Origin of the sequence: Enterobacter sp. BIGb0383 (genome assembly GCF_003751845.1) — a bacterium.
Taxonomy (GTDB): Bacteria; Pseudomonadota; Gammaproteobacteria; order Enterobacterales; family Enterobacteriaceae; genus BIGb0383.
Window position 1 is genome coordinate 882,701 of record NZ_RJKQ01000002.1, and the last position, 20,689, is coordinate 903,389.

The 20,689-nt window shown below is 58.3% G+C and carries 20 protein-coding genes; 5 read left to right on the forward strand and 15 right to left on the reverse strand.

Features of this window, described 5'->3' with window-relative positions; genetic code table 11:
* Nucleotides 1-4: 4 nt before the first annotated feature.
* From prfB to xerD, 4 genes are all read right to left on the reverse strand, one after another.
* Nucleotides 5-1,103, reverse strand: a protein-coding gene (prfB, locus tag EDF81_RS12510) for a peptide chain release factor 2 (RefSeq protein WP_123348449.1) whose coding sequence is annotated in 2 segments (ribosomal slippage) — nt 5-1,027 and nt 1,029-1,103 — 1,098 coding nt in all. Because the reading frame shifts where the segments join, the coding sequence is not laid out codon by codon here.
* 90 nt (nt 1,104-1,193) lie between these two features.
* A complete protein-coding gene (gene recJ, locus EDF81_RS12515) occupies nt 1,194-2,927 on the reverse strand; it encodes a single-stranded-DNA-specific exonuclease RecJ (RefSeq protein WP_123348450.1) in 1,734 nt (577 codons plus the stop codon).
* A gap of 5 nt (nt 2,928-2,932) precedes the next feature.
* A complete protein-coding gene (dsbC, locus tag EDF81_RS12520) occupies nt 2,933-3,646 on the reverse strand; it encodes a bifunctional protein-disulfide isomerase/oxidoreductase DsbC (RefSeq protein ID WP_123348451.1) in 714 nt (237 codons plus the stop codon).
* 22 nt (nt 3,647-3,668) lie between these two features.
* The gene (gene xerD / locus EDF81_RS12525) at nt 3,669-4,565 is read right to left on the reverse strand and encodes a site-specific tyrosine recombinase XerD (RefSeq protein WP_123348452.1); all 897 of its coding nucleotides are present in this window, start codon (nt 4,563-4,565) and stop codon (nt 3,669-3,671) included.
* A gap of 138 nt (nt 4,566-4,703) precedes the next feature.
* Here xerD and fldB point away from each other — a divergent pair, with 138 nt between their 5' ends.
* Nucleotides 4,704-5,225 carry a flavodoxin FldB gene (fldB, locus tag EDF81_RS12530; protein ID WP_123348453.1) on the forward strand — a complete coding sequence of 174 codons (522 nt, stop codon included), beginning with the start codon at nt 4,704-4,706 and terminating at the stop codon, nt 5,223-5,225.
* Nucleotides 5,226-5,228: 3 nt separating this feature from the next.
* Here the strand turns inward: fldB and EDF81_RS12535 are convergent, their stop codons facing one another.
* Together EDF81_RS12535 and sdhE are read right to left on the reverse strand one after the other, a co-directional pair.
* Nucleotides 5,229-5,645 (reverse strand): protein YgfX, encoded by a 417-nt coding sequence (locus EDF81_RS12535; protein WP_123348454.1) that lies wholly within the window; start codon nt 5,643-5,645, stop codon nt 5,229-5,231.
* Entirely contained in the window at nt 5,626-5,892 is a 267-nt protein-coding gene (sdhE, locus tag EDF81_RS12540) for an FAD assembly factor SdhE (protein WP_123348455.1), read from the reverse strand. Before sdhE ends, EDF81_RS12535 begins: the two co-directional genes overlap by 20 nt.
* 220 nt (nt 5,893-6,112) lie before the next feature.
* Between sdhE and ygfZ the strand changes: the two genes are divergently transcribed.
* A complete protein-coding gene (ygfZ, locus tag EDF81_RS12545) occupies nt 6,113-7,096 on the forward strand; it encodes a tRNA-modifying protein YgfZ (protein ID WP_123348456.1) in 984 nt (327 codons plus the stop codon).
* A gap of 22 nt (nt 7,097-7,118) precedes the next feature.
* On the opposite strand, the gene EDF81_RS12550 is transcribed toward ygfZ, so the two are convergent.
* Both EDF81_RS12550 and yqfB read right to left on the reverse strand, forming a co-directional pair.
* Nucleotides 7,119-7,787, reverse strand: a complete 669-nt coding sequence (locus tag EDF81_RS12550) for a hemolysin III family protein (RefSeq protein ID WP_123348457.1) — start codon at nt 7,785-7,787, stop codon at nt 7,119-7,121.
* A 164-nt stretch (nt 7,788-7,951) separates the two neighbouring features.
* On the reverse strand, nt 7,952-8,263 hold the full coding sequence (yqfB, locus tag EDF81_RS12555; RefSeq protein WP_123348458.1) for a N(4)-acetylcytidine aminohydrolase: 312 nt from the start codon (nt 8,261-8,263) through the stop codon (nt 7,952-7,954).
* A gap of 51 nt (nt 8,264-8,314) precedes the next feature.
* On the opposite strand from yqfB, the gene EDF81_RS12560 reads away from it, so the two are divergent.
* Both EDF81_RS12560 and EDF81_RS12565 read left to right on the forward strand, forming a co-directional pair.
* Complete coding sequence (locus tag EDF81_RS12560) at nt 8,315-9,043, forward strand: MurR/RpiR family transcriptional regulator (protein ID WP_123348459.1); 729 nt, start codon at nt 8,315-8,317, stop codon at nt 9,041-9,043.
* 116 nt (nt 9,044-9,159) lie between these two features.
* The gene (locus tag EDF81_RS12565; RefSeq protein WP_123348460.1) at nt 9,160-10,593 is read left to right on the forward strand and encodes a 6-phospho-beta-glucosidase; all 1,434 of its coding nucleotides are present in this window, start codon (nt 9,160-9,162) and stop codon (nt 10,591-10,593) included.
* A gap of 34 nt (nt 10,594-10,627) precedes the next feature.
* Here EDF81_RS12565 and EDF81_RS12570 read toward each other — a convergent pair whose 3' ends face one another.
* The 3 genes from EDF81_RS12570 to EDF81_RS12580 all read right to left on the reverse strand — a co-directional run bounded on the left by EDF81_RS12570 (nt 10,628) and on the right by EDF81_RS12580 (nt 13,465).
* The gene (locus EDF81_RS12570) at nt 10,628-11,371 is read right to left on the reverse strand and encodes an SDR family oxidoreductase (protein ID WP_123348461.1); all 744 of its coding nucleotides are present in this window, start codon (nt 11,369-11,371) and stop codon (nt 10,628-10,630) included.
* A gap of 65 nt (nt 11,372-11,436) precedes the next feature.
* On the reverse strand, nt 11,437-12,276 hold the full coding sequence (locus tag EDF81_RS12575; protein WP_123348462.1) for an SDR family NAD(P)-dependent oxidoreductase: 840 nt from the start codon (nt 12,274-12,276) through the stop codon (nt 11,437-11,439).
* A complete protein-coding gene (locus EDF81_RS12580; RefSeq protein ID WP_260232703.1) occupies nt 12,269-13,465 on the reverse strand; it encodes an MFS transporter in 1,197 nt (398 codons plus the stop codon). The genes EDF81_RS12575 and EDF81_RS12580 overlap by 8 nt, the downstream gene beginning before the upstream one ends.
* A 161-nt stretch (nt 13,466-13,626) precedes the next feature.
* Between EDF81_RS12580 and EDF81_RS12585 the strand changes: the two genes are divergently transcribed.
* A complete protein-coding gene (locus tag EDF81_RS12585; RefSeq protein WP_123348464.1) occupies nt 13,627-14,556 on the forward strand; it encodes a LysR family transcriptional regulator in 930 nt (309 codons plus the stop codon).
* A 50-nt stretch (nt 14,557-14,606) separates the two neighbouring features.
* On the opposite strand, the gene gcvP is transcribed toward EDF81_RS12585, so the two are convergent.
* From gcvP to ubiI, 4 genes are all read right to left on the reverse strand, one after another.
* Nucleotides 14,607-17,480, reverse strand: a complete 2,874-nt coding sequence (gcvP, locus tag EDF81_RS12590) for an aminomethyl-transferring glycine dehydrogenase (protein ID WP_123348465.1) — start codon at nt 17,478-17,480, stop codon at nt 14,607-14,609.
* A 65-nt stretch (nt 17,481-17,545) separates the two neighbouring features.
* On the reverse strand, nt 17,546-17,935 hold the full coding sequence (gcvH, locus tag EDF81_RS12595) for a glycine cleavage system protein GcvH (RefSeq protein WP_123349050.1): 390 nt from the start codon (nt 17,933-17,935) through the stop codon (nt 17,546-17,548).
* 23 nt (nt 17,936-17,958) lie between these two features.
* Nucleotides 17,959-19,053, reverse strand: a complete 1,095-nt coding sequence (gcvT, locus tag EDF81_RS12600; protein WP_123349051.1) for a glycine cleavage system aminomethyltransferase GcvT — start codon at nt 19,051-19,053, stop codon at nt 17,959-17,961.
* Nucleotides 19,054-19,476: 423 nt separating this feature from the next.
* Complete coding sequence (gene ubiI, locus EDF81_RS12605) at nt 19,477-20,679, reverse strand: FAD-dependent 2-octaprenylphenol hydroxylase (RefSeq protein ID WP_123348466.1); 1,203 nt, start codon at nt 20,677-20,679, stop codon at nt 19,477-19,479.
* Between the last annotated feature and the right edge of the window lie 10 nt (nt 20,680-20,689).

The following is a 20,689-nucleotide window of genomic DNA, read 5'->3' on the forward strand; positions in this document are numbered from 1 at the left end:
TTCCTTATAACCCTGCTTTCAGACTTGCTTCGATAAATTGATCCAGGCTGCCGTCCAGTACCGCCTGCGTATTGCGGGTTTCAACCCCGGTGCGCAGATCTTTGATACGGGAGTCGTCCAGGACATAAGAACGAATCTGGCTGCCCCAGCCAATGTCAGACTTGTTGTCTTCCAGCGACTGTTTCTCGGCATTTTTCTTTTGCATTTCCAGTTCATAAAGCTTCGCTTTCATCTGCTTCATGGCCTGGTCTTTGTTCTTATGCTGGGAACGGTCGTTCTGACACTGGGTCACGGTATTGGTCGGCAAGTGCGTAATACGCACCGCGGATTCTGTACGGTTAACGTGCTGACCACCCGCACCGGAGGCGCGATATACGTCGATACGCAGGTCCGCCGGATTGATTTCGATATCAATATCGTCGTCCACTTCCGGATAAACAAACGCGGAGCTGAACGAGGTGTGGCGACGGCCGCCGGAATCGAACGGGCTCTTACGCACCAGGCGATGAACGCCGGTTTCGGTGCGCAACCAGCCAAAGGCATAGTCACCGGAGATCCTGATGGTCACGGATTTAAGACCCGCCACTTCACCTTCAGATTCTTCGATAATCTCAGTTTTGAAACCGCGTGCTTCGGCCCAGCGCAGGTACATACGGGTCAGCATGCTCGCCCAGTCCTGGGCTTCTGTACCGCCGGAACCGGCCTGGATATCGAGGTAGCAATCGGCGCTATCGTATTCGCCGGAGAACATGCGGCGGAATTCGAGCTGGGCGAGTTTCTCTTCCAGCACGTCGAGTTCGGCAACGGCTTCGTTGAAGGTCTCTTCGTCGTCGGCTTCAACGGCCAGCTCCAGCAGGCCGGAAACATCTTCCAGACCCTGAGACATCTGGTCGAGGGTCTCGACGATCGCTTCGAGAGAGGAACGCTCTTTCCCCAGCGCCTGTGCGCGCTCAGGTTCGTTCCAGACGTCCGGCTGTTCCAGCTCGGCGTTTACTTCTTCAAGACGCTCTTTCTTGGCATCATAGTCAAAGATACCCCCTAAGAACGTCGGAGCGTTCGGTGAGATCCTGAATGCGGTTTTTTACCGGATTAACTTCAAACATGGTCTGAGATCTTATATTAGGCTTGTAAAATGCGGCGATAAGAGCGGGATTTTAACGGATTCCCGCTCTTTTTTATAGAGAATAGTGACGCTAAATCGTCCAGATATTATCTATGATGAGTTGAAGGCTGCGATTGCCACGAAACTCATTGATATCGAGCTTATACGCGATTTCCACTTCGCGCACGCCGTTATCCGGCCAGCGGGTGGTATCGACGTTAAACGCAATGCCGTCAATCAGCGGGCCGCCGCCTGCAGGTTCCAGCATCACCTTCAGATGACGCTCACCGACCAGACGCTGCTGGAGCAGGCGGAAACGCCCGTCAAACAGCGGCTCCGGGAACATCTGCCCCCAGGGACCGGCTTCGCGTAGCATCTGCGCCACCTCAAGAGTCATGTCCGTTGGCGTCAGCGGGCCGTCGGAGACGATTTCACCCTGCAGCAGAGAGGGATCCAGCCACTCGGTGACCAGGTCGCCAAAGCGCTGCTGGAACTCGGGGAAACGATCCTCTTCCAGCGACAGACCTGCCGCCATGGCGTGACCGCCAAATTTGAGCATCATTCCCGGATAGAGCGAGTCCAGCCGCTCCAGGGCATCGCGCATATGCAGCCCCTGAATCGAGCGGCCGGAGCCTTTCAGGGTGCCGTTACCGGCAGGCGCAAAGGCGATCACCGGGCGATGGAAACGTTCTTTAAGGCGGGAGGCCAGGATACCCACCACGCCCTGGTGCCACTCGGGATGGTACATCGCCAGCCCGCCGGGCAGCGACTCGCTGCCGCGCTCAAGTTTTTCGCACAGGGCCAGCGCTTCCGCCTGCATCCCCTGCTCTATCTCTTTACGCGTCTGGTTCAGCGCATCCAGTTCGTTAGCCAGCATTCGCGCTTCACCGGTGTTGTCACACAGCAGCAGCGCGACGCCGACCGACATATCGTCCAGCCGTCCGGCGGCGTTAAGGCGCGGCCCCAGCGCGAAGCCCAGATCGCTGGCAACCAGCTTCTGCGGTTCGCGGTTGGCAATCTCCAGCAGGGCTTTGATCCCCGGCCGACATTTGCCCGCACGGATGCGGCTCAGGCCCTGCCAGGTCAGAATACGGTTGTTAACGTCCAGCGGTACCACATCCGCCACCGTCCCCAGCGCCACCAGATCCAGCAGCTCGGCGAGGTTAGGAATGGCGATACCGCGCTCTTCGAACCAGCCTTTGTCGCGCAGATGGCTGCGCAGGGCCAGCATCAGATAGAACGCCACGCCCACGCCGGCAAGGGATTTGGACGGAAATTCACAGTCGCGGCGGTTAGGGTTCACCAGGGCATCGGCATCCGGCAGCGTATCGCCGGGCAGATGGTGGTCGGTGACCAGCACCGGGATCCCCAGCGCATGCGCCCGATCGACCCCGGCATGGGATGAGATCCCGTTATCGACGGTCATGATCATCTGCGCCCCGAGGGCGTGGGCCTGATCGACCACCTCAGGACTCAGGCCATAGCCATCTTCAAAGCGGTTCGGGACCAGGAAGGCGACGTTATCGCAGCCGAGGGATCGCAGCGCCAGGACGCTTAATGCGGTGCTGGTCGCGCCGTCGGCGTCGAAGTCGCCGACCACCACAATGCGCTGTCCCTGACGAAATGCCTGGTACAGCAGCTCCGCGGCCTGTTCAATGCCCGCCAGCTGCTGCCAGGGCAGCATCCCTTTGACGCCGCGTTCTAAATCCTGCGCCGAACCAACGCCGCGGCTGGCGTATAAGCGGCGCAGCAGCGGAGAAAGATCGGCGGGTAAATCCGCCGCGTCATCGACGACGCGGCGGCGAAGTTGCATCTCATGTTTCACGCGAATTACTTACCGCTGGTCTGTTTCTGGTGCTCGTCGAGGAAGGCTTTCATCTCCTTCGGTCCCTGATAGCCTGGCACCACGTAGCCGTCTTTCAGCACGATAGCAGGCGTACCGTTTACGCCAAACTGCACGCCCAGGGCGTAGTGTTCGCTGATATCGATATCGCAACTGGCAGGATCAACGGTCTGGCTGGTCATGGCTTTATCAAAGGCTTTATTGCGGTCTTTCGCACACCAGATAGCCTGCATATCTTTTGCCGCCGGGCTTTGCGGCCCCTGGCGCGGGAACGCCAGATAGCGCACGGTGATACCCAGCGCGTTGTAGTCTTTCATCTCTTCATGCAGCTTGTGGCAGTAGCCGCAGGTGATATCGGTAAACACGGTAATGACGTGTTTTTCCTGCGCCGCCTTGTAGACGATCATCTCTTTTTCCAGCGCGTTAAGCTGGCCCATCAGCAGCTGGTTAGTCACGTTGACCGGCTGCGCGCCGCCCACGTCGTACAGCGGGCCCTGGATCATATGCTTACCGTCTTCGGTCACATAGAGCACGCCGCTGCGGGTCAGGACCGTTTTCAGACCGGCAACCGGCGCGGACTGGATCACCGCATCGCCGATACCCAGCTTCGCCAGCGAGGCCTTAATGGCAGCGTCATCCGCCTGCGCCGTGGTCGACAGCGCGGCCGCCAGCAGGGTAAACATCATCAAACCTTTCTTCATAACCGATCCTTTTATAACCGCATCACGCCCGCGGGTGATGCTGCTGGTGAAGTTGTCGCAGCCGCTCGGTGGCGACGTGCGTATAAATTTGAGTGGTCGACAGATCGCTGTGACCAAGCAGCATTTGTACCACGCGCAGGTCGGCGCCGTGGTTCAGTAAATGCGTGGCAAACGCGTGCCGCAATACGTGCGGCGAGAGCTTCTCGCTGTCGATGCCGGCCAGCGTCGCGTAGTGCTTGATGCGGTGCCAGAAGGTCTGGCGAGTCATCTGCTGTGCGCGCTGGCTGGGGAAAAGCACGTCGATAGAGACGCCGTTCAGCAGCCAGGGACGACCATACTGCAGGTAATTTTCCACCCAGTACACCGCCTCTTCGCCCAGCGGCACCAGCCGCTCTTTATTACCTTTACCGATCACCCGCACCACGCCCTGACGCAGGCTGATATCACTCATGGTCAGCCCGACCAGTTCAGAGACGCGCAGGCCGGTGGCATAGAGCACTTCCAGCATGGCTTTATCGCGCAACTCCAGCGGCTGGTCAACTACCGGCGTCTGCAGCAGGCGCTCGACCTGCATTTCGCTTAAGTCTTTCGGCAGCCGCTGAGGGAGCTTCGGCGACGCCAGCAGCGCGCTGGGATCGTCTTCACGAAACTTTTCCCGATAGAGATGCTGGAAGAAGCGGCGCACCGCGCTGAGCAGTCGCGCGGAGCTGGTCGCCTTATAGCCTCCGGCTACCCGCTCGGCCAGCAGATCCTGCAGATCGCCGCCGTCAACGCTCTTTAGATCGCGCCCGCGATGGTGCATCCACTGAACCAGCTGGGTCAAATCACGACGATAGGCGCTGAGGGTGTTTTCCGCCAGATTGCGCTCCAGCCAGAGAGCATCGAGAAATTGTTCAATGCGTGCCAGATCCTGTTCCACTTCGCTCCCTCCGCGGTTAACGTCAGCGCATTATGCCTGATTGTTATCCGCCCTGCCCTTTTATTGGTTTTGGAAACAGCCGCGACGATTCTGTTACACTGCGCGCAAAGTCATACCCGATATTGAGATATTCACGCTATGAACATTGGTCTTTTTTACGGCTCCAGCACCTGCTACACCGAAATGGCGGCGGAGAAAATTCGCGATATTATCGGCGCGGAGCTGGTTACCCTGCATAACCTCAAAGATGACTCCCCGGCGCTGATGGAACAGTACGACGCGCTGATCCTCGGTATTCCGACCTGGGATTTTGGCGAGCTGCAGGAGGACTGGGAAGCGGTGTGGGAACAGCTGGGTTCACTCAAGCTGGAAGGTAAGATCGTCGCGCTGTACGGCATGGGCGATCAGCTGGGTTACGGGGAGTGGTTCCTGGACGCGCTGGGCATGCTGCACGATAAGCTGGCACCGACGGGCGCTAACTTTATCGGCTACTGGCCGACGGAAGGCTATGAGTTTACCAGCGCCAAACCCGTTATTGCCGACGGGCAGCTGTTTGTCGGCCTGGCGCTGGACGAAACCAATCAATACGACCTGAGCGACGCACGCATTGAAAGCTGGTGCGAGCAGATCCTCGGTGAAATGGCGGAACGCTTTTCCTGAGGGCTATTCCACGGCACCCGGCGGGCTGGCGAGCAGCATCCGCCGCAGGTCGCGCCATTCGCGTGCGTCCATGCTGTCAGACGCCAGCCACAGGTGCTGGCGTTTAGGCTCTTCGATACCGCGAAGCCGCAGCATCATGCCGCTGCGCAGCATCCACGGCTGGCCGACAATCGCCCACTCTTTTCCCTGCCAGCGCAGGCGCGAGTCCATCAGCAGCTTGATTTCGCCGTGACGGGCGTTGATGCGCCGCTGGCTGCGCACGCAGTCAAATACCACCAGCGACAGCAGCAGTAGCCACAACGGCGTATAGCTGAGCGGCCAGGGCATCAGCAGGATGATGGCCGCAACGACGCCGTGCAGCAGCAGCGAAAGCCACTGCGAGCGCCAGGAGACGCGGAGATCAGATTGCCACAGGACCACGTTCGCGGTTCCGTGTCTGAATTAAGGTTACCATGCGCTGCAGACCGGCATCGTCAGGCTGGCCGTGATTCATCAGCCAGTTGAACAGATCCGGATCGTCGCACTCCAGCAGCTGAATAAAGAGCCGCTTGTCATCGTCGCTCAGCGACTCATACTCATGCTCAAAGAACGGCATGATGGAAATATCGAGTTCACGCATGCCCCGACGGCATGCCCAGTGAATACGGGCCTTGTTCGTAATGTCCATGTCTTCATTCCTGCAGCAAGAAGGTGCCTAGTGTAGCCTGTTTTTCGCGGTTCCCTCAGCGGAATCTTGGCTAACTGCGAGCCGGGCAGAAGGAAACGGCGGTCCACTTTTTCATCCGAGGCGGTAAATGGCACAAATGGCCGCCTAAACCGCTTGCAATGGCAACCAGCTCTTTTACCATTGAACCTTACCTCTGCGTTAAGCTAATCAGGACATGACTATGGCTTTTACTCCCTTTCCTCCCCGCCAGCCTTCCGCCTCTGCGCGTTTACCGCTGACGTTGATGACCCTCGATGACTGGGCGCTGGCTACCATTACCGGTGCCGACAGCGAGAAATATCTGCAGGGTCAGGTGACCGCCGACGTCGCGAAGCTGACCGAAACCCAGCATCTTCTGGCGGCGCACTGCGACGCAAAAGGAAAGATGTGGAGTAACCTGCGTCTGTTCCGCCATCAGGACGGATTTGCCTGGATTGAGCGCCGTAGCCTGCAGGCGGCTCAGCTTACCGAAATGAAAAAGTACGCGGTCTTCTCCAAAGTGGTCATTGCTGCCGACGAGCAGCGTGTGCTGCTCGGCGTGGCCGGTTTCCAGGCCCGTGCGGCGCTGGCCAATCTGTTTAGCCAGCTGCCGGATGCCGAAACCCCGCGCGTGCTGGACGGTGAAACCAGCATTCTCTGGTTTGCCCACCCGGAAGAGCGCTTCCTGCTGGTCACCGACGATGCCACCGCGGAGCGCGTCAGCGAGGCCCTGCGCGGTGAAGCCCAGCTGAATAACAGCCAGCAGTGGCTGGCGCTGAATATTGAAGCCGGCCTGCCAATTATCGATGCTGCCAACAGCGGCCAGTTTATCCCTCAGGCGACCAACCTGCAGGCGCTGGGCGGTATCAGCTTTAAGAAAGGCTGCTACAGCGGTCAGGAGATGGTAGCCCGCGCCAAATTCCGCGGTGCCAATAAGCGCGCGCTCTGGTCCCTGGCAGGCAACGCCAGCCGCGTCCCGGAAGCGGGTGAGGATCTCGAACTGCAGATGGGCGAGAACTGGCGCCGCACCGGCACCATTCTGGCGGCAGTGCAGCTGGATGACGGTCGCGTGTTGGTGCAAGCGGTCATGAATAACGATATGGAGCCGGACAGCGTGTTCCGCGTGCGCGATGACAGCTCTACGCTGAGCATCCAGCCGCTGCCTTATTCGCTGGACGACGAGTAATTTTTAACGGTGTGCGGCCTGCTCAGGCCGCACTCTGCCCGACATATAAATAGATCGCCAGAAAATGGCAGACGCTGCCGCCCAGCACAAACCCGTGCCAGATAGCATGGTTATACGGGATGCGTTTGCAGACGTAGAAAATCACCCCCAGCGAGTAAACCACCCCACCGACCGCCAGCAGCGTGACGCCGCCTGACGCCAGCTTTATCGCCAGCTGATACACCACCACCAGCGACAGCCAGCCCATGGTCAGATAGGTCACCAGCGACAGCACCTTAAAGCGGTGCGCGATCGTCAGCTTAAAGATGATCCCCAGCAGCGCCAGGCTCCAGATCACCACCATCAATCCCCGCGCCAGCGGCGAATCCAGGCCCACCAGCAGGAATGGGGTGTAGGTGCCGGCAATCAGCAGATAGATGGCGCAATGGTCGAATTTTTTCAGCCAGAGTTTGGCCCGCGGGTGCGGAACGGCATGGTAGAGGGTCGAGGCGAGAAACAGCAGGATCATGCTGCCGCCGTAAAGGCTATAGCTGGTAATCGCCATCGCGCTGGCGTTGCTATCCGCCGCCTGAACCAGCAGCAGCACCAGGCCGACAATACCAAACACCAGCCCGATACCGTGGCTGATGCTGTTGGCAATTTCTTCGGCCAGGGAATAGCCCTGGGCGATAAGGGGCGGTTGACGAACCATAGTGGACTCCGCGAGAACAGACAGTAACGGTAACGTCCCCTAGCCTAACTGAGAATGATTTCAGTGAACACCTGTTAGCTAAAATAAATTACAACAAAATAAACCACCCTTTAAAATCAGATAGATAAAAGACATTTTCAACTAACACGTGTACAAATTTTATTTCAAACGCATTTGAAATCAATGACATAAAACGCGGTCTGGTCCGGGTAGATCTCCGCGATCGTCTGCTTTAGCGCCGCCAGCAACATGTTTTCCTGCTGCGCATGACGCTCGTTCAGGGTATCCAGCGTAACGGTGGACATCCCCTGCACTTCTATCGTGCAGAAATAGCCGTCATCTTCGTAGCGCCCGACGCGCAGAATATCCCCGGCCTTAAAATGCGACTCGCTGGCATCGCGGATGGTGATGGTTTTGCGACCGGCCAGAATGTCGTCCTGGAAGCGCTGAAAAAAAGTGATGTCGTTGGGCTGCATGGTATTATTCCCTGAAGATGAACCTGAATTGTGAGTTTCGCCACTGTGAGTATGTTCTCCCACGCCGCTATCGCCAGCCTCAATAACCTTGAAGTGATGGTTTACCACTACGTCATTAAGAACCGTGACAAGGTGATGTATATGACCATCCGCGAGCTGGCGGACGCCGTTGGCGTGTCGACCACCACCGTGCTGCGCTTCTGCCGCAAGCTTAACTGTGAAGGCTACTCTGAGTTTCGCGTGCGCTTTAAATTATATTTAGAGCAGGAAGAACCGCAACAGGCTAATTTCGGCGCGGGTGAAGTGATCAGCTTTTTCAAAAGCGTCAATAACGATGAATTTGATGCGTTATTAGATCGTGCCGTAGATATTATCTCGTCATCGGAACGTATTATTTTCGTCGGCGCGGGGACATCTGGCGCGCTGGCAAAATATGGCGCACGCTTCTTTTCAAATATTGGTAAATTCAGCAACCATATTGACGACCCTTATTTCCCGGTCACCAGCGATATGGCCAAAAACGCGCTGGCGATTGTGCTTTCCGTCTCGGGCGAAACCGAAGAGATCCTGCGCTTTGCCAGCCAGTTCAACCTTCACCACTGCAAAGTGCTGTCGATAACCGGCCATGAGCATTCCCGCCTGTCAAAGCTGGCGGATTTTAATCTCTCCTGGCACGCGCCGCAAACCCGTATTACCGGGGGCTATGATATTACCACTCAGATCCCGGTGATTTATATTCTGGAAACCCTGGGACGAAAATTGGCGAGAAAAATAGCATAAAAAAACAGGGTGTTTTTTTGATGTAACAAGTTCCCTCCGCGCTTATTTGTTATAGCGTGACATTTCACTTCGCTTTGTTAGACTCGATGGCAGAATTAATAATCGGGATTAGCAAAATGAAAAAGATCACCTTACCGAAAGACTTTTTATGGGGCGGCGCGGTCGCGGCGCATCAGGTTGAAGGCGGCTGGAACCAGGGCGGCAAAGGCCCCAGCATCTGCGACGTGCTGACCGGCGGTGCCCACGGCGTTCCGCGTGAAATTACCGACTCGGTGGTGCCGGGCAAATACTACCCGAACCATGAAGCGGTCGAGTTTTACAGCCACTACAAAGAAGACATCAAGCTGTTTGCTGAAATGGGCTTCAAATGCTTCCGCACCTCCATTGCCTGGACCCGTATCTTCCCGAAAGGCGATGAGCTGCAGCCGAATGAAGAAGGGCTGAAGTTCTACGACGATATGTTCGATGAGCTGCTGAAGTACAACATCGAGCCGGTGATCACCCTTTCCCACTTCGAAATGCCGCTGCACCTGGTGCAGGAATACGGCGGCTGGACCAACCGTAAAGTGGTTGATTTCTTTGTACGCTTCGCCGAAGTGGTGTTTGAGCGCTACAAGAACAAGGTCAAATACTGGATGACCTTTAACGAGATCAACAACCAACGCAACTGGCGCGCGCCGCTGTTTGGCTACTGCTGCTCCGGCGTGGTCTATACGGATCACGAAAATCCGGAAGAGACCATGTACCAGGTGCTGCACCACCAGTTCGTGGCCAGCGCCATCGCGGTGAAAATCGGCCACCGTATCAATCCGTCCATGCAGATCGGCTGTATGCTGGCGATGGTTCCGCTCTATCCGTTCTCCTGCAAGCCGGACGACGTGATGTATGCCCAGGAATCGATGCGCGAGCGCTATGTCTTTACCGACGTTCAGCTGCGCGGCTACTACCCATCCTACGTGCTGAACGAGTGGGAACGCCGTGGCTTCAATATCAAAATGGAAGAAGGCGATCTGGAAGCGCTGCGCGAAGGCACCTGCGACTACCTGGGCTTTAGCTACTATATGACCAACGCGGTGAAAGCCGACGGCGGCAGCGGCGACGCGATCTCTGGCTTCCAGGGCAGCGTGCCAAACCCGCACGTTAAAGCGTCCGACTGGGGCTGGCAGATTGACCCGACCGGTCTGCGTTATGCGATGAGCGAGCTGTACGAGCGCTATCAGAAGCCGCTGTTTATCGTGGAAAACGGTTTTGGTGCCTACGATAAAGTTGAAGCCGACGGCAGCATTAACGATGACTACCGTATCGACTACCTGCGCGCCCACGTGGAAGCCATGGTTACCGCCGTCACTTACGACGGCGTGGATCTGATGGGCTATACGCCGTGGGGCTGTATCGACTGCGTCTCCTTCACCACCGGCCAGTACAGCAAGCGCTACGGCTTTATCTACGTCAACAAGCATGACGACGGCACCGGCGATATGTCCCGTTCCCGTAAGAAGAGCTTTGACTGGTATAAAACCGTGATTGCCAGCAACGGCGAGCAGCTCTGATCGCACTCAACCCTCTCTTCGGAGAGGGTTTTCTTTATCTCCCGCCCGCCAGTTCGAGAAAACTTCCCGTCACGTAAGAGGCTTTATCGCTCAGCAGCCAGACAATGGCCTGCGCGACTTCTTCCGGCTGGCCGCCGCGCCGCATCGGCAGCGCGTCTTTAACCCGGTCCACCCGACCCGGTTCGCCGCCGTCGGCGTGCATTTCCGTATAGATAAGCCCAGGACGTACGCAGTTCACGCGGATCCCCTGCGCCGCCACTTCCAGCGCCAGCCCGGTGGTCAGCGTATCGACAGCGCCTTTCGACGCGGCGTAATCAACATATTCAAAGGGCGCGCCAAGGCGGGATGCGGCAGAGGAGACGTTAACAATCGCCCCACCCTGACCGCCGTGGGCATGGGACATCCTTTTAACCGCCTCACGGCAGCAGAGAAAATAGCCGGTGACGTTGGTGGTCAGCACGCGGTTGATTCGCTCTGCGGTCAGTTTTTCCAGCGGGCTTTGGGTAAACAGGATCCCGGCATTGTTCACCAGCGCGCTCAGCGGCTCGCCCAGCGCGTCAATCTCGGTAAACATGGCCTCGACCTGCTGCTCGTCGCCGATATCCGCGCAGATCGCCAGCGCATTACCGCCCGCAGCCTGAATGGCTTCCACCACCTCGTTCGCCGCATCAAGATTACGATGGTAGTTCACCACCACTCGATACCCTTCCTGCGCCAGCTGTCGCGCGGTCGCTCTGCCAATCCCCCGACTGCCGCCGGTAACCAGTGCAATTGCCATTATTCTTCCCCAAAAGACGGTGATAACAACAAGTAACATCCAGTGAGGGGTGAAAGCAAGTCGGGTTAGCCTTTCATCCAGGCAGCAAAATGCGCCTCCCACTGCGGATGCCAGCGAGACAGGGCCGGACGATTATCGATAAGATCCTGCGCGGCCCAGAGAATGCGTTTTCTGTCCATTTCCGGCGTCACTTCATTATCCGGGCAGAGAATATAGAAATCCCCGCGTCTGAAAGAATCCATAAAGTGATTAACCACCTGACCGCTGGTCCACGCCGCCTGCGGCTGGCTATCTTTCCGCTCATCCATGCCGGGAAAGTTCATCGGCGTCCAGGTATAGCCAGGCACCAGCAAATGCGCGGTAACGCGATCCCCCGCAACGTTGCGCAGCTCGTTAGCCAGCTGCTCGGTCAGCACTTTAATCCCGGCTTTCCCCACGCTGTAGGCGGCGTTACCCGGCGGGGTTGTGATCCCCTCTTTCGAGCCCAGGTTTACGATGGCTGCCTGCGACGTCTGCGCCAGCATGTGAGGTACAAACAGATGCTGTAGCGTCACCGCTGAGAGCAAATTCGTCTGCAGATGGTTCCGCCATGCCGCAGGCGGATCCCACGGCCCTGCACCTGTATTTACCCCCGCATTGTTTACCAGCAGGGCAACCTCATCGAATGCCTCCGCTGTTCGCGCGTAAAACCGCTGCAGATCGTCTTCACGGGAAACATCCCCGACGGTACAGAGCGTTTCTGTTTTCAGCTCTTTTACCAGCAATTCCAGCGCGGCCTTATCGCGATCGAACAGGCTCAGGCGCATACCTTCTTCTGAAAAGCGACGCGCCATCGCCGCGCCGATCCCGCGGGCCGCGCCGGTAATCACGGCTACGCGGCCTTTGGAAATCACTGAGTCACTCATTTTTGCCTCCTTTGGCACAGAGAACGGATGAACACATAAACAAGATCCCGCCCGCCGCAAGTGCGGCACCGACCCAGCCGGTGGATGCCCAGCCCGCGCCTGCAGCAATAGCGAAACCGCCAAGCGAAGCGCCGATGGCGTTAGAGATATTAAAGGCGCTGTGATTCAGCGAAGCGGCCAGGGTCTGGGCATTGCTGGCAACGGACATCAGTCGGCTTTGCAGCGCGGGGACCAGGGCAAAACCGTTGCCGAGTAAGAAGAGCGCCAGCATCACGGCCCACTTCCACTCCGCCACCAGCGCAAATAGCATCAGGCAAAGCACGTTCCACACCAGCATGATAAAAATCGCCGGAACCAGCGCACGGTCGGCCATCCAGCCTCCGAGGATATTCCCGCAGACCATGCCAATTCCCCAGAGGATAAGCACGCCGGGAACCTGTGCCAGAGAGAAGCCGCTCAGCTCGGTAAGCGTGGGGGTGATATAGCTGTAAACGGCCAGCATCCCGCCAAAACCTACAGAGGCCACCGCCAGGGTCAGCCAGACCTGCGGGTTCGCCAGCGCGCTCAACTCGGTCAGGGGAGACGCGTTTTTATTGCCGGGCGTGGCGGGAACAAACAGCATCACCATCACGGCGGTGAGTACCGCGCCCAGCGAGACAAAGACAAAGGCCGTGCGCCAGCCCATATGCTGACCCAGCCAGGTCATCGCAGGTACGCCCGCGACGTTGGCCGCCGCCAGCCCCAGCATCACGTAGCCGATAAACTGCGTGCGTCGTGATGCCGGCACCATCATGGCGGCGGTCAACCCCGCCACGCCATACCAGGCCCCGTGTGGCAGGCCGGACAGAAACCGGAAGAGCAGCAGAGAGGAGTAGCTCCAGGCCGCCGCGCTGGCGGCGTAGCCCAGAATCACCATCAGCAGCAAAACCAGCAGCAGGGTTTTGCGCGACGCTCTCGCACCCAGCACGGCTATCGCCGGGGCACCCACCACCACGCCGATCGCATAGGCGCTGATATACTGGCCTGCAACGGGAATGGACACCTGCGTCGCATCGGCCAGCATCGGCAGCAGGCTCATGGTGGCGAATTCGCCGGTACCGATAAATAACCCGCCGATAGCCAAAGTGAGGACGGCGGCGAAAAGCCTTGTCGACTGGCCTGTCGGAACGGACATAGAGAGAAAAGACACAATAATTTCCTGAAAAGAAGCGGCGTCAGCGGCTCAGCACGATATTACCGATTGCAGACAATTGTTGAATAAAACTAAAATTAACACGTCATTCACTGCTAATTATTGAGTGAAAATTGACGAACCAGTGAAACCGTTTCAACAATACGCCGGAGGCCTTGATGCCCGTTCGCCCCGTTATGCGCCTGTCCCGTAGCGATCTGACCGATCTGAATGCGTTCCGGGCCGTGGAACGCCTGCGCAGCTTTACCCAGGCTGCGGTGGAACTGGGGATCACCACATCCGCACTGAGCCATGCGGTGCGCAATCTTGAAACGCGTCTTGGGGTAAGGTTGCTCAACCGGACCAGCAGAACGGTATCGCCGACGGAAGCCGGAGCCAGGCTGGCCGAGCGGCTAAACGTCGGCTTTGCCGAAATCAGCGAGGCGCTGGATGACATCAACGCCTTTCGCGAGCGGCCCGTCGGGCGTATCCGCCTGAATGTCCTGCATGACGGCGCACGGCTGGTGATCGGCCCGCATTTACCCGCCTTTCTGAAGCGCTACCCGGAGGTGCAGGTGGATATCACCGTCGATGATCGAATGGTGGATATCGTGGCGGAAGGCTTTGACGCGGGGATCCGCTATGGCGGCACGGTCCCGGAAGATTACGTCGCGGTGAAGCTTGGCCGGGAACTAAAATGGGTGGCGGTGGCCTCACCTCGCTACCTGTATCACCATCAGACCCCCGTGCTCCCGGAAGATCTGCTTTCTCACTCCTGTATCCAGATCCGCACCGGCGCGGGCGTGATCTACAAATGGGAGTTTCGTAAAGGCGAAGCGTACCGTGAAATTGACGTGCCGGGACAGGTCTGCGTCGGCGATACCATTACCGGGATCGATCTGGCCCTGGCCGATGTGGGTATTACCTACTGTCCGGAAAAACGCGTGGAAAAACAGCTACAAAGCGGCGAACTTCGGGTTGTTCTGCCCGACTGGTCCCCGACGGAACCGGCGATGTACCTCTACTATCCCGGCCACCGCAATCCTCCGCCGGGCCTGAAAGAGCTGGCTGACGTCCTGCGGGAAAGTATGCGGGGCGACGGGGAATAGCCAAAAAGAAAGGGCGCCATTCGGCGCCCTTTGACTGTCTGTCAATCAGGTTACTGATATTCGCTCATCGGCACGCAGGAGCAGAACAGGTTGCGGTCGCCGTATACGTCGTCCAGGCGTTTCACCAGCGGCCAGTACTTGTTCGCCACGCCTGCCGGGAACACCGCCAGCTCGCGGGTGTAGGCGTGGGTCCAGTCGGACACCAGCTCGTTCTGGGTGTGCGGAGCGTTAACCAGCGGGTTGTCATCCAGCGGCCACTCGCCCTGCTGCACGCGATCGATCTCTGCGCGGATCGCCAGCATGGCATCGATAAAGCGATCCAGCTCCACCTTGCTCTCGGATTCGGTCGGTTCCACCATCAGGGTTCCGGCCACCGGGAAGGACATGGTCGGCGCGTGGAAGCCGTAGTCGATCAGACGCTTGGCAATATCCAGCTCGCTAATACCGGACTCTTCTTTCAGCGGACGAATATCAAGAATACATTCGTGCGCCACGCGGCCATCGCGTCCGGTGTAGAGCACCGGATAGGCCGCTTTCAGACGGGTCGCAATATAGTTAGCGTTAAGGATCGCCGTCTGGCTCGCCTGCTTCAGCCCTTCAGCGCCCATCATGCGGATATACATCCAGCTGATGGGCAGAATGGAGGCGCTGCCGAACGGTGCAGCGGAGACCGCGCCCTGACGGGTCAGCATCCCTTCTATCTGCACCACGCTGTGGCCCGGCACAAACGGGGCCAGGTGCGCTTTGACGCCAATCGGTCCCATACCCGGACCGCCGCCGCCGTGCGGAATGCAGAAGGTTTTGTGCAGGTTAAGGTGCGACACGTCCGCGCCAATAAAGCCCGGCGAAGTAATGCCGACCTGAGCGTTCATATTGGCCCCGTCGAGGTATACCTGACCGCCGAACTGGTGGACGACGTCGCACACTTCACGGATGGTCTCTTCATACACGCCGTGGGTCGACGGATAGGTAACCATAATGCAGGAGAGGTTCTCGCCCGCCTGTTCCGCCTTCGCGCGCAGATCGGCCAGATCGATATTGCCGTTCTTGTCACAGGCCACGACCACCACCTGCATCCCCGCCATCTGTGCGGAAGCCGGGTTGGTACCGTGAGCGGAACTCGGGATCAGGCAGATATCACGATGGCCGTCGTTGCGGCTCTCATGATAGTGGCGGATCGCCAGCAGACCGGCGTATTCACCCTGCGCGCCGGAGTTCGGCTGCATACAGAGCGCGTCGTAACCGGTGAGTTTGACCAGCCAGTCGGAGAGCTGACCGATCATCTGATGGTAGCCTTCGGCCTGATCGGCCGGACAGAACGGATGCAGCTCGGCAAATTCCGGCCAGGTGATCGGGATCATCTCGACGGCGGCGTTCAGCTTCATGGTGCAGGAGCCGAGCGGGATCATCGCCTGATTCAGGGCCAGATCTTTGCGCTCCAGGCTGTGCATATAGCGCATCATCTCGGTTTCGCTATGGTAGCGGTTAAAGACCGGATGCGAGAGGATCGCGTCATCGCGCAGCATGGCCGCCGGAATAGCGCGGCTGTCGTGGGCGACATTTTTGTCCAGGCTATCGATATCCAGGCCGTGATCGTCGCCGATCAGCACGCTGAACAGCTGCAGCACGTCTTCGCGGGTCGTCGCTTCATCGAGAGTCATACCAACGGCGCCCAGGATATCGCTGCGCAGGTTGATCTCTGTAGCTGTAGCGCGCGCCAGCACGGCGGCTTTGTCCGCCACTTCCACGCACAGGGTGTCGAAGTAGTGAGCGTGGCGCAGTTTCAGGCCTTTCTGCTGCAGACCGCTGGCGAGAATATCGGTCAATCGGTGGATACGCCCGGCAATACGCTTCAGGCCAACCGGGCCGTGATAGACCGCGTACAGGCTGGCGATATTGGCCAGCAGCACCTGAGAAGTACAGATGTTGGAGTTGGCTTTCTCGCGGCGGATATGCTGCTCGCGGGTCTGCATCGCCATACGCAGGGCGGTATTGCCCGCCGCGTCTTTGGAGACGCCGATAATACGGCCCGGCATGGAGCGTTTAAATTCATCTTTTGCGGCAAAGAAGGCCGCGTGCGGACCGCCGTAGCCCATCGGTACGCCGAAGCGCTGGGCGGAGCCGAACACGATATCCGCGCCCTGTTTTCCCGGCGCGGTCAGCAGCACCAGCGCCATAAAATCGGCCGCCACGCTGACGACAATTTTGCGGGATTTCAGCTCGCTGATAAGCGCGCTGTAGTCGTGTACTTCACCGGTGGTACCGACCTGCTGAAGCAGCACGCCGAAGACATCCTGGTGATCCAGCACTTTATCGGCTTCATCAACGATCACCTCAAAACCGAACGTTTCCGCACGGGTACGCACCACGTCCAGAGTCTGAGGATGAATATCGGCCGCGACAAAGAAGCGGTTGGCGTTTTTCAGTTTGCTGACGCGCTTCGCCATCGCCATGGCTTCTGCACCGGCGGTCGCTTCGTCCAGCAGCGAGGCGGAGGCGATATCCAGACCGGTCAGATCCAGAGTCACCTGCTGGAAGTTAAGCAGGGATTCCAGACGGCCCTGAGAGACTTCCGGCTGATACGGCGTATAGGCGGTGTACCAGCCCGGGTTTTCCAGCATATTGCGCAGGATCACCGGCGGCAGCTGCACGGCGGTGTAGCCCATACCAATATAGGATTTAAAGCGTTTGTTGCGGCTGGCAATGGCTTTCAGCTCCGCCAGCGCGGCGTATTCTGTGGTCGCATCGCCCACCTGCGGCGGGGTTGCGAGCTGGATATCCTGCGGCACAATCTGGCCGATCAGGGCATCCAGGGAGTCGGCGCCAACCGTTTTCAGCATCTCTTGCTGCTGCTGTGCATCCGGGCCGATATGACGATCGATAAAGGCACCGCGGTGTTCAAGCTGGCTTAACGTCTGAGTCATGAGGGAGGTTTCCTGAGAGAGTGATGATTCCCCCTCCCGCAGGAGAGGGAGAACAGCGGAATAACTTATTCGTCTTCCAGCAGGGCGCCGTAGGCGTCAGCATCCAGCAGCGCATCGATTTCCGATTCGTCGCTGGCTTTGATTTTCAGGATCCAGCCGTCGCCGTAGGGTTCGCTGTTGACCAGCTCAGGCGAAGTCTGCAGCTCTTCGTTCACTTCCACGATCTCGCCGCTGATAGGGGCATAGATATCGGAAGCGGCTTTGACCGATTCGGCCACCGCGCAGTCGTCACCCGCGCCTACGACGGTGCCCACTTCAGGCAGGTCGACAAACACCATATCGCCCAGCAGTTCCTGCGCGTGTTCGGTGATCCCCACGGTCCAGATACCGTCGGCTTCTTTGCGCAGCCACTCGTGTTCGCGGCTGTATTTCAGTTCGTTAGGTACGTTGCTCATCATTCAATCTCCAGAAAAAAGAATCAGGCGACGGCTTTACCGGCGCGCACAAAAACAGGTTTGGTCACCTTAACCGGCATTTCGCGGTTACGGATCTGAACGATGGCCGTGTCACCAATACCCGCAGGAACACGTGCCAAAGCAATACTGTAGCCGAGGGTTGGTGAGAAGGTGCCGCTGGTGATGGTCCCTTCCTGCGCGTTACCCCCCGCATCGGTAAAGCGAACCGGCAGCTCGCCGCGCAGAACGCCTTTTTCCGTCATCACCAGGCCTACCAGCTGTTCGGTGCCTTTAGCGCGCTGCGCTTCCAGCGCCTCGCGGCCAATAAAGTCACGGTCGGCAGGTTCCCAGGCGATGGTCCAGCCCATATTCGCCGCCAGCGGAGACACGCCTTCGTCCATATCCTGACCGTAAAGATTCATGCCCGATTCCAGACGCAGGGTATCGCGTGCGCCCAGACCGCAAGGCTTGACGCCTGCCGCCAGCAGCCCGCGCCAGAAATCCGCCGCTTTCTCATTTGGCATGGCAATTTCATAGCCCGCCTCACCGGTATAGCCGGTGGTGGCAATAAACAGGTCATCCGCCTCAACGCCGAAGAAGGGCTTCATGCCTTCAACCGCTGCGCGCTGCGCGTCGCTGAACAGGGTGGCCGCTTTGGCTTTTGCATTCGGTCCCTGCACGGCGATAAGCGACAGGTCATCACGCTCGGTGATTTCAATCGCGAAGGGCTCGGCCTGCTGAGTAATCCAGGCGAGGTCTTTTTCACGGGTGGCGGAGTTAACAACAAGGCGGAAGAAATCATCGGAGAAGAAGTAGACGATCAGGTCATCAATCACGCCACCTGATGCATTCAGCATCCCGGTGTAGAGCGCCTTGCCGGTCTGGGTGAGTTTCGCCACGTCGTTCGCCAGCAGATAGCGCAGAAACTCGCGGGTGCGGCTGCCGCGCAGATCGACGATGGTCATATGCGACACATCGAACATCCCGGCATCGGTGCGCACCGCGTGATGTTCATCAATCTGCGAGCCATAATGCAGCGGCATCATCCAGCCATGGAAGTCCACCATGCGTGCGCCGCAGGCGTTGTGTTGTTCGAACAGGGGCGTCTGTTGAGCCATCTTATCCTCATTAGAAGTCAGCGGAGCCATGCGGTTTTCAGGGCGAAAAACGCACCACCTAACCCGGCGTCGATGCGGCTTTTCGGCACCGGCGCAAACGTTCTCTTTTGCCTGAACTTACCACCGAAAAACGCATTTAACCATAAGGAAAAATGGGTCATCACATTAGCTTATGGACAAAAACGGGCAGATTGCCAACAGAAGAAAAAACCACGATTTAGCGTAAAGGATAGTGATTAAAACAGGTAAAAGACATACCTCACCGAGCGCAGCGGCATTTTATCGGGAAACAGAGGCCAAATTCCCGTAATGCAAAAAACGCCAAATTAGAAAATCTAATCCGAAAAATGTGGTGAAATTAGAATAATTCAAACGAGGAGAAGCACCCGGCCACAGGGGCCGGGAGAGGAAAGTGTGACGGAGTTAACGTAACCAGTCGGGGAGGTCGTTCAGGCCCATCGCCTGACGAATAAGCTGGGGTTTGACCCCCGGCAGCGTATCGGCCAGCTTCAGGCCCACATCACGCAGCAGCTTCAGACCAGGGTTATCGCCCGCAAACAGATTGCGGAAACCCTGCATCCCGGCCAGCATGACGGCCGCGCTGTGCTTACGGCTGCGCTCGTAGCGACGCAGATAGAGATGCTGACCAATATCTTTGCCCTGACGATGCAGACGACGCAGTTCATCAATCAGCTCAGCCGCATCCATAAAGCCGAGGTTAACCCCCTGCCCCGCCAGCGGATGGATGGTGTGGGCGGCGTCGCCCACCAGCGCCAGACGGTGTGCGGCAAACTGACGGGCGTAGCGTCCGGTCAGCGGGAAGAGTTGACGCTCGCTTTCGACCTGACACAGCCCCAGCCGGTTATCGAAGGCCACCGACAGCGCACGGTTAAATTCGTCTTCCGGCGCCTGCTGGAGACGTTCAGCCTCCTGCGGCGACAGGGACCAGACAATCGAGCAGAGATGCGGATCGCCAAGCGGCAGGAACGCGAGGATCCCGTCGCCGTGAAACGCCTGGCGCGCAACGGCCCCGTGCGGTTCGGCGGTGCGGATCGTCGCCACCAGGGCATGGTGCCGGTAATCCCAGAAGGTCAGCGGAATATCCGCCTTTTCGCGCAGCCAGGAGCGTGCGCCGTCGGCCCCCACCACCAGCCGGGCCGTCAGCATCGTGCCGTCTTTTAGGGTCAGGAACGCGTCGTTTTCACCCCAGGCCACCTGCTGCAGTTCAGCCGGTGCCAGCAGGGTGACATCCGCACAGCTTTGCGCTTTCTGCCACAGGGCGCTATGGATCACGGCGTTTTCCACAATATGACCAAGATGGCTGTAGCCCATGCTCTCATCGTTAAACGCAATGCGGCCAAAGCTGTCTTTTTCCCACACTTCCATACCGTGATAGCAGCTGGCGCGCTGGGCCACAATAGTTGACCAGACGCCAAGATGCGTCAGCAGCTTTTCGCTGGCACCATTAATGGCGGAAACCCGCAGCGCCGGAGGCGCATCGGCGGCCAGCGGCTGCGGTGGATGCTGCTCCAGTACGGCAACGCGCAGCCCGCTTCCCTGTAACCCGCAGGCCACGGCCAGACCGACCATGCCACCGCCTACAATCGCCACATCAACACTTTGCACTGTTTGTTTA

What these genes read in the sequence shown, in the direction of transcription:
- dsbC (WP_123348451.1), bottom strand. Translation starts at nt 3,646, where the DNA reads ATGAAGAAAGGTTTGATGATGTTTACCCTGCTGGCGGCCGCGCTGTCG.
- fldB (WP_123348453.1), top strand. Translation starts at nt 4,704, where the DNA reads ATGAACATTGGTCTTTTTTACGGCTCCAGCACCTGCTACACCGAAATG.
- sdhE (WP_123348455.1), bottom strand. Translation starts at nt 5,892, where the DNA reads ATGGACATTACGAACAAGGCCCGTATTCACTGGGCATGCCGTCGGGGC.
- ygfZ (WP_123348456.1), top strand. Translation starts at nt 6,113, where the DNA reads ATGGCTTTTACTCCCTTTCCTCCCCGCCAGCCTTCCGCCTCTGCGCGT.
- EDF81_RS12550 (WP_123348457.1), bottom strand. Translation starts at nt 7,787, where the DNA reads ATGGTTCGTCAACCGCCCCTTATCGCCCAGGGCTATTCCCTGGCCGAA.
- yqfB (WP_123348458.1), bottom strand. Translation starts at nt 8,263, where the DNA reads ATGCAGCCCAACGACATCACTTTTTTTCAGCGCTTCCAGGACGACATT.
- EDF81_RS12560 (WP_123348459.1), top strand. Translation starts at nt 8,315, where the DNA reads ATGTTCTCCCACGCCGCTATCGCCAGCCTCAATAACCTTGAAGTGATG.
- EDF81_RS12565 (WP_123348460.1), top strand. Translation starts at nt 9,160, where the DNA reads ATGAAAAAGATCACCTTACCGAAAGACTTTTTATGGGGCGGCGCGGTC.
- EDF81_RS12570 (WP_123348461.1), bottom strand. Translation starts at nt 11,371, where the DNA reads ATGGCAATTGCACTGGTTACCGGCGGCAGTCGGGGGATTGGCAGAGCG.
- EDF81_RS12575 (WP_123348462.1), bottom strand. Translation starts at nt 12,276, where the DNA reads ATGAGTGACTCAGTGATTTCCAAAGGCCGCGTAGCCGTGATTACCGGC.
- EDF81_RS12585 (WP_123348464.1), top strand. Translation starts at nt 13,627, where the DNA reads ATGCCCGTTCGCCCCGTTATGCGCCTGTCCCGTAGCGATCTGACCGAT.
- gcvP (WP_123348465.1), bottom strand. Translation starts at nt 17,480, where the DNA reads ATGACTCAGACGTTAAGCCAGCTTGAACACCGCGGTGCCTTTATCGAT.
- gcvH (WP_123349050.1), bottom strand. Translation starts at nt 17,935, where the DNA reads ATGAGCAACGTACCTAACGAACTGAAATACAGCCGCGAACACGAGTGG.
- gcvT (WP_123349051.1), bottom strand. Translation starts at nt 19,053, where the DNA reads ATGGCTCAACAGACGCCCCTGTTCGAACAACACAACGCCTGCGGCGCA.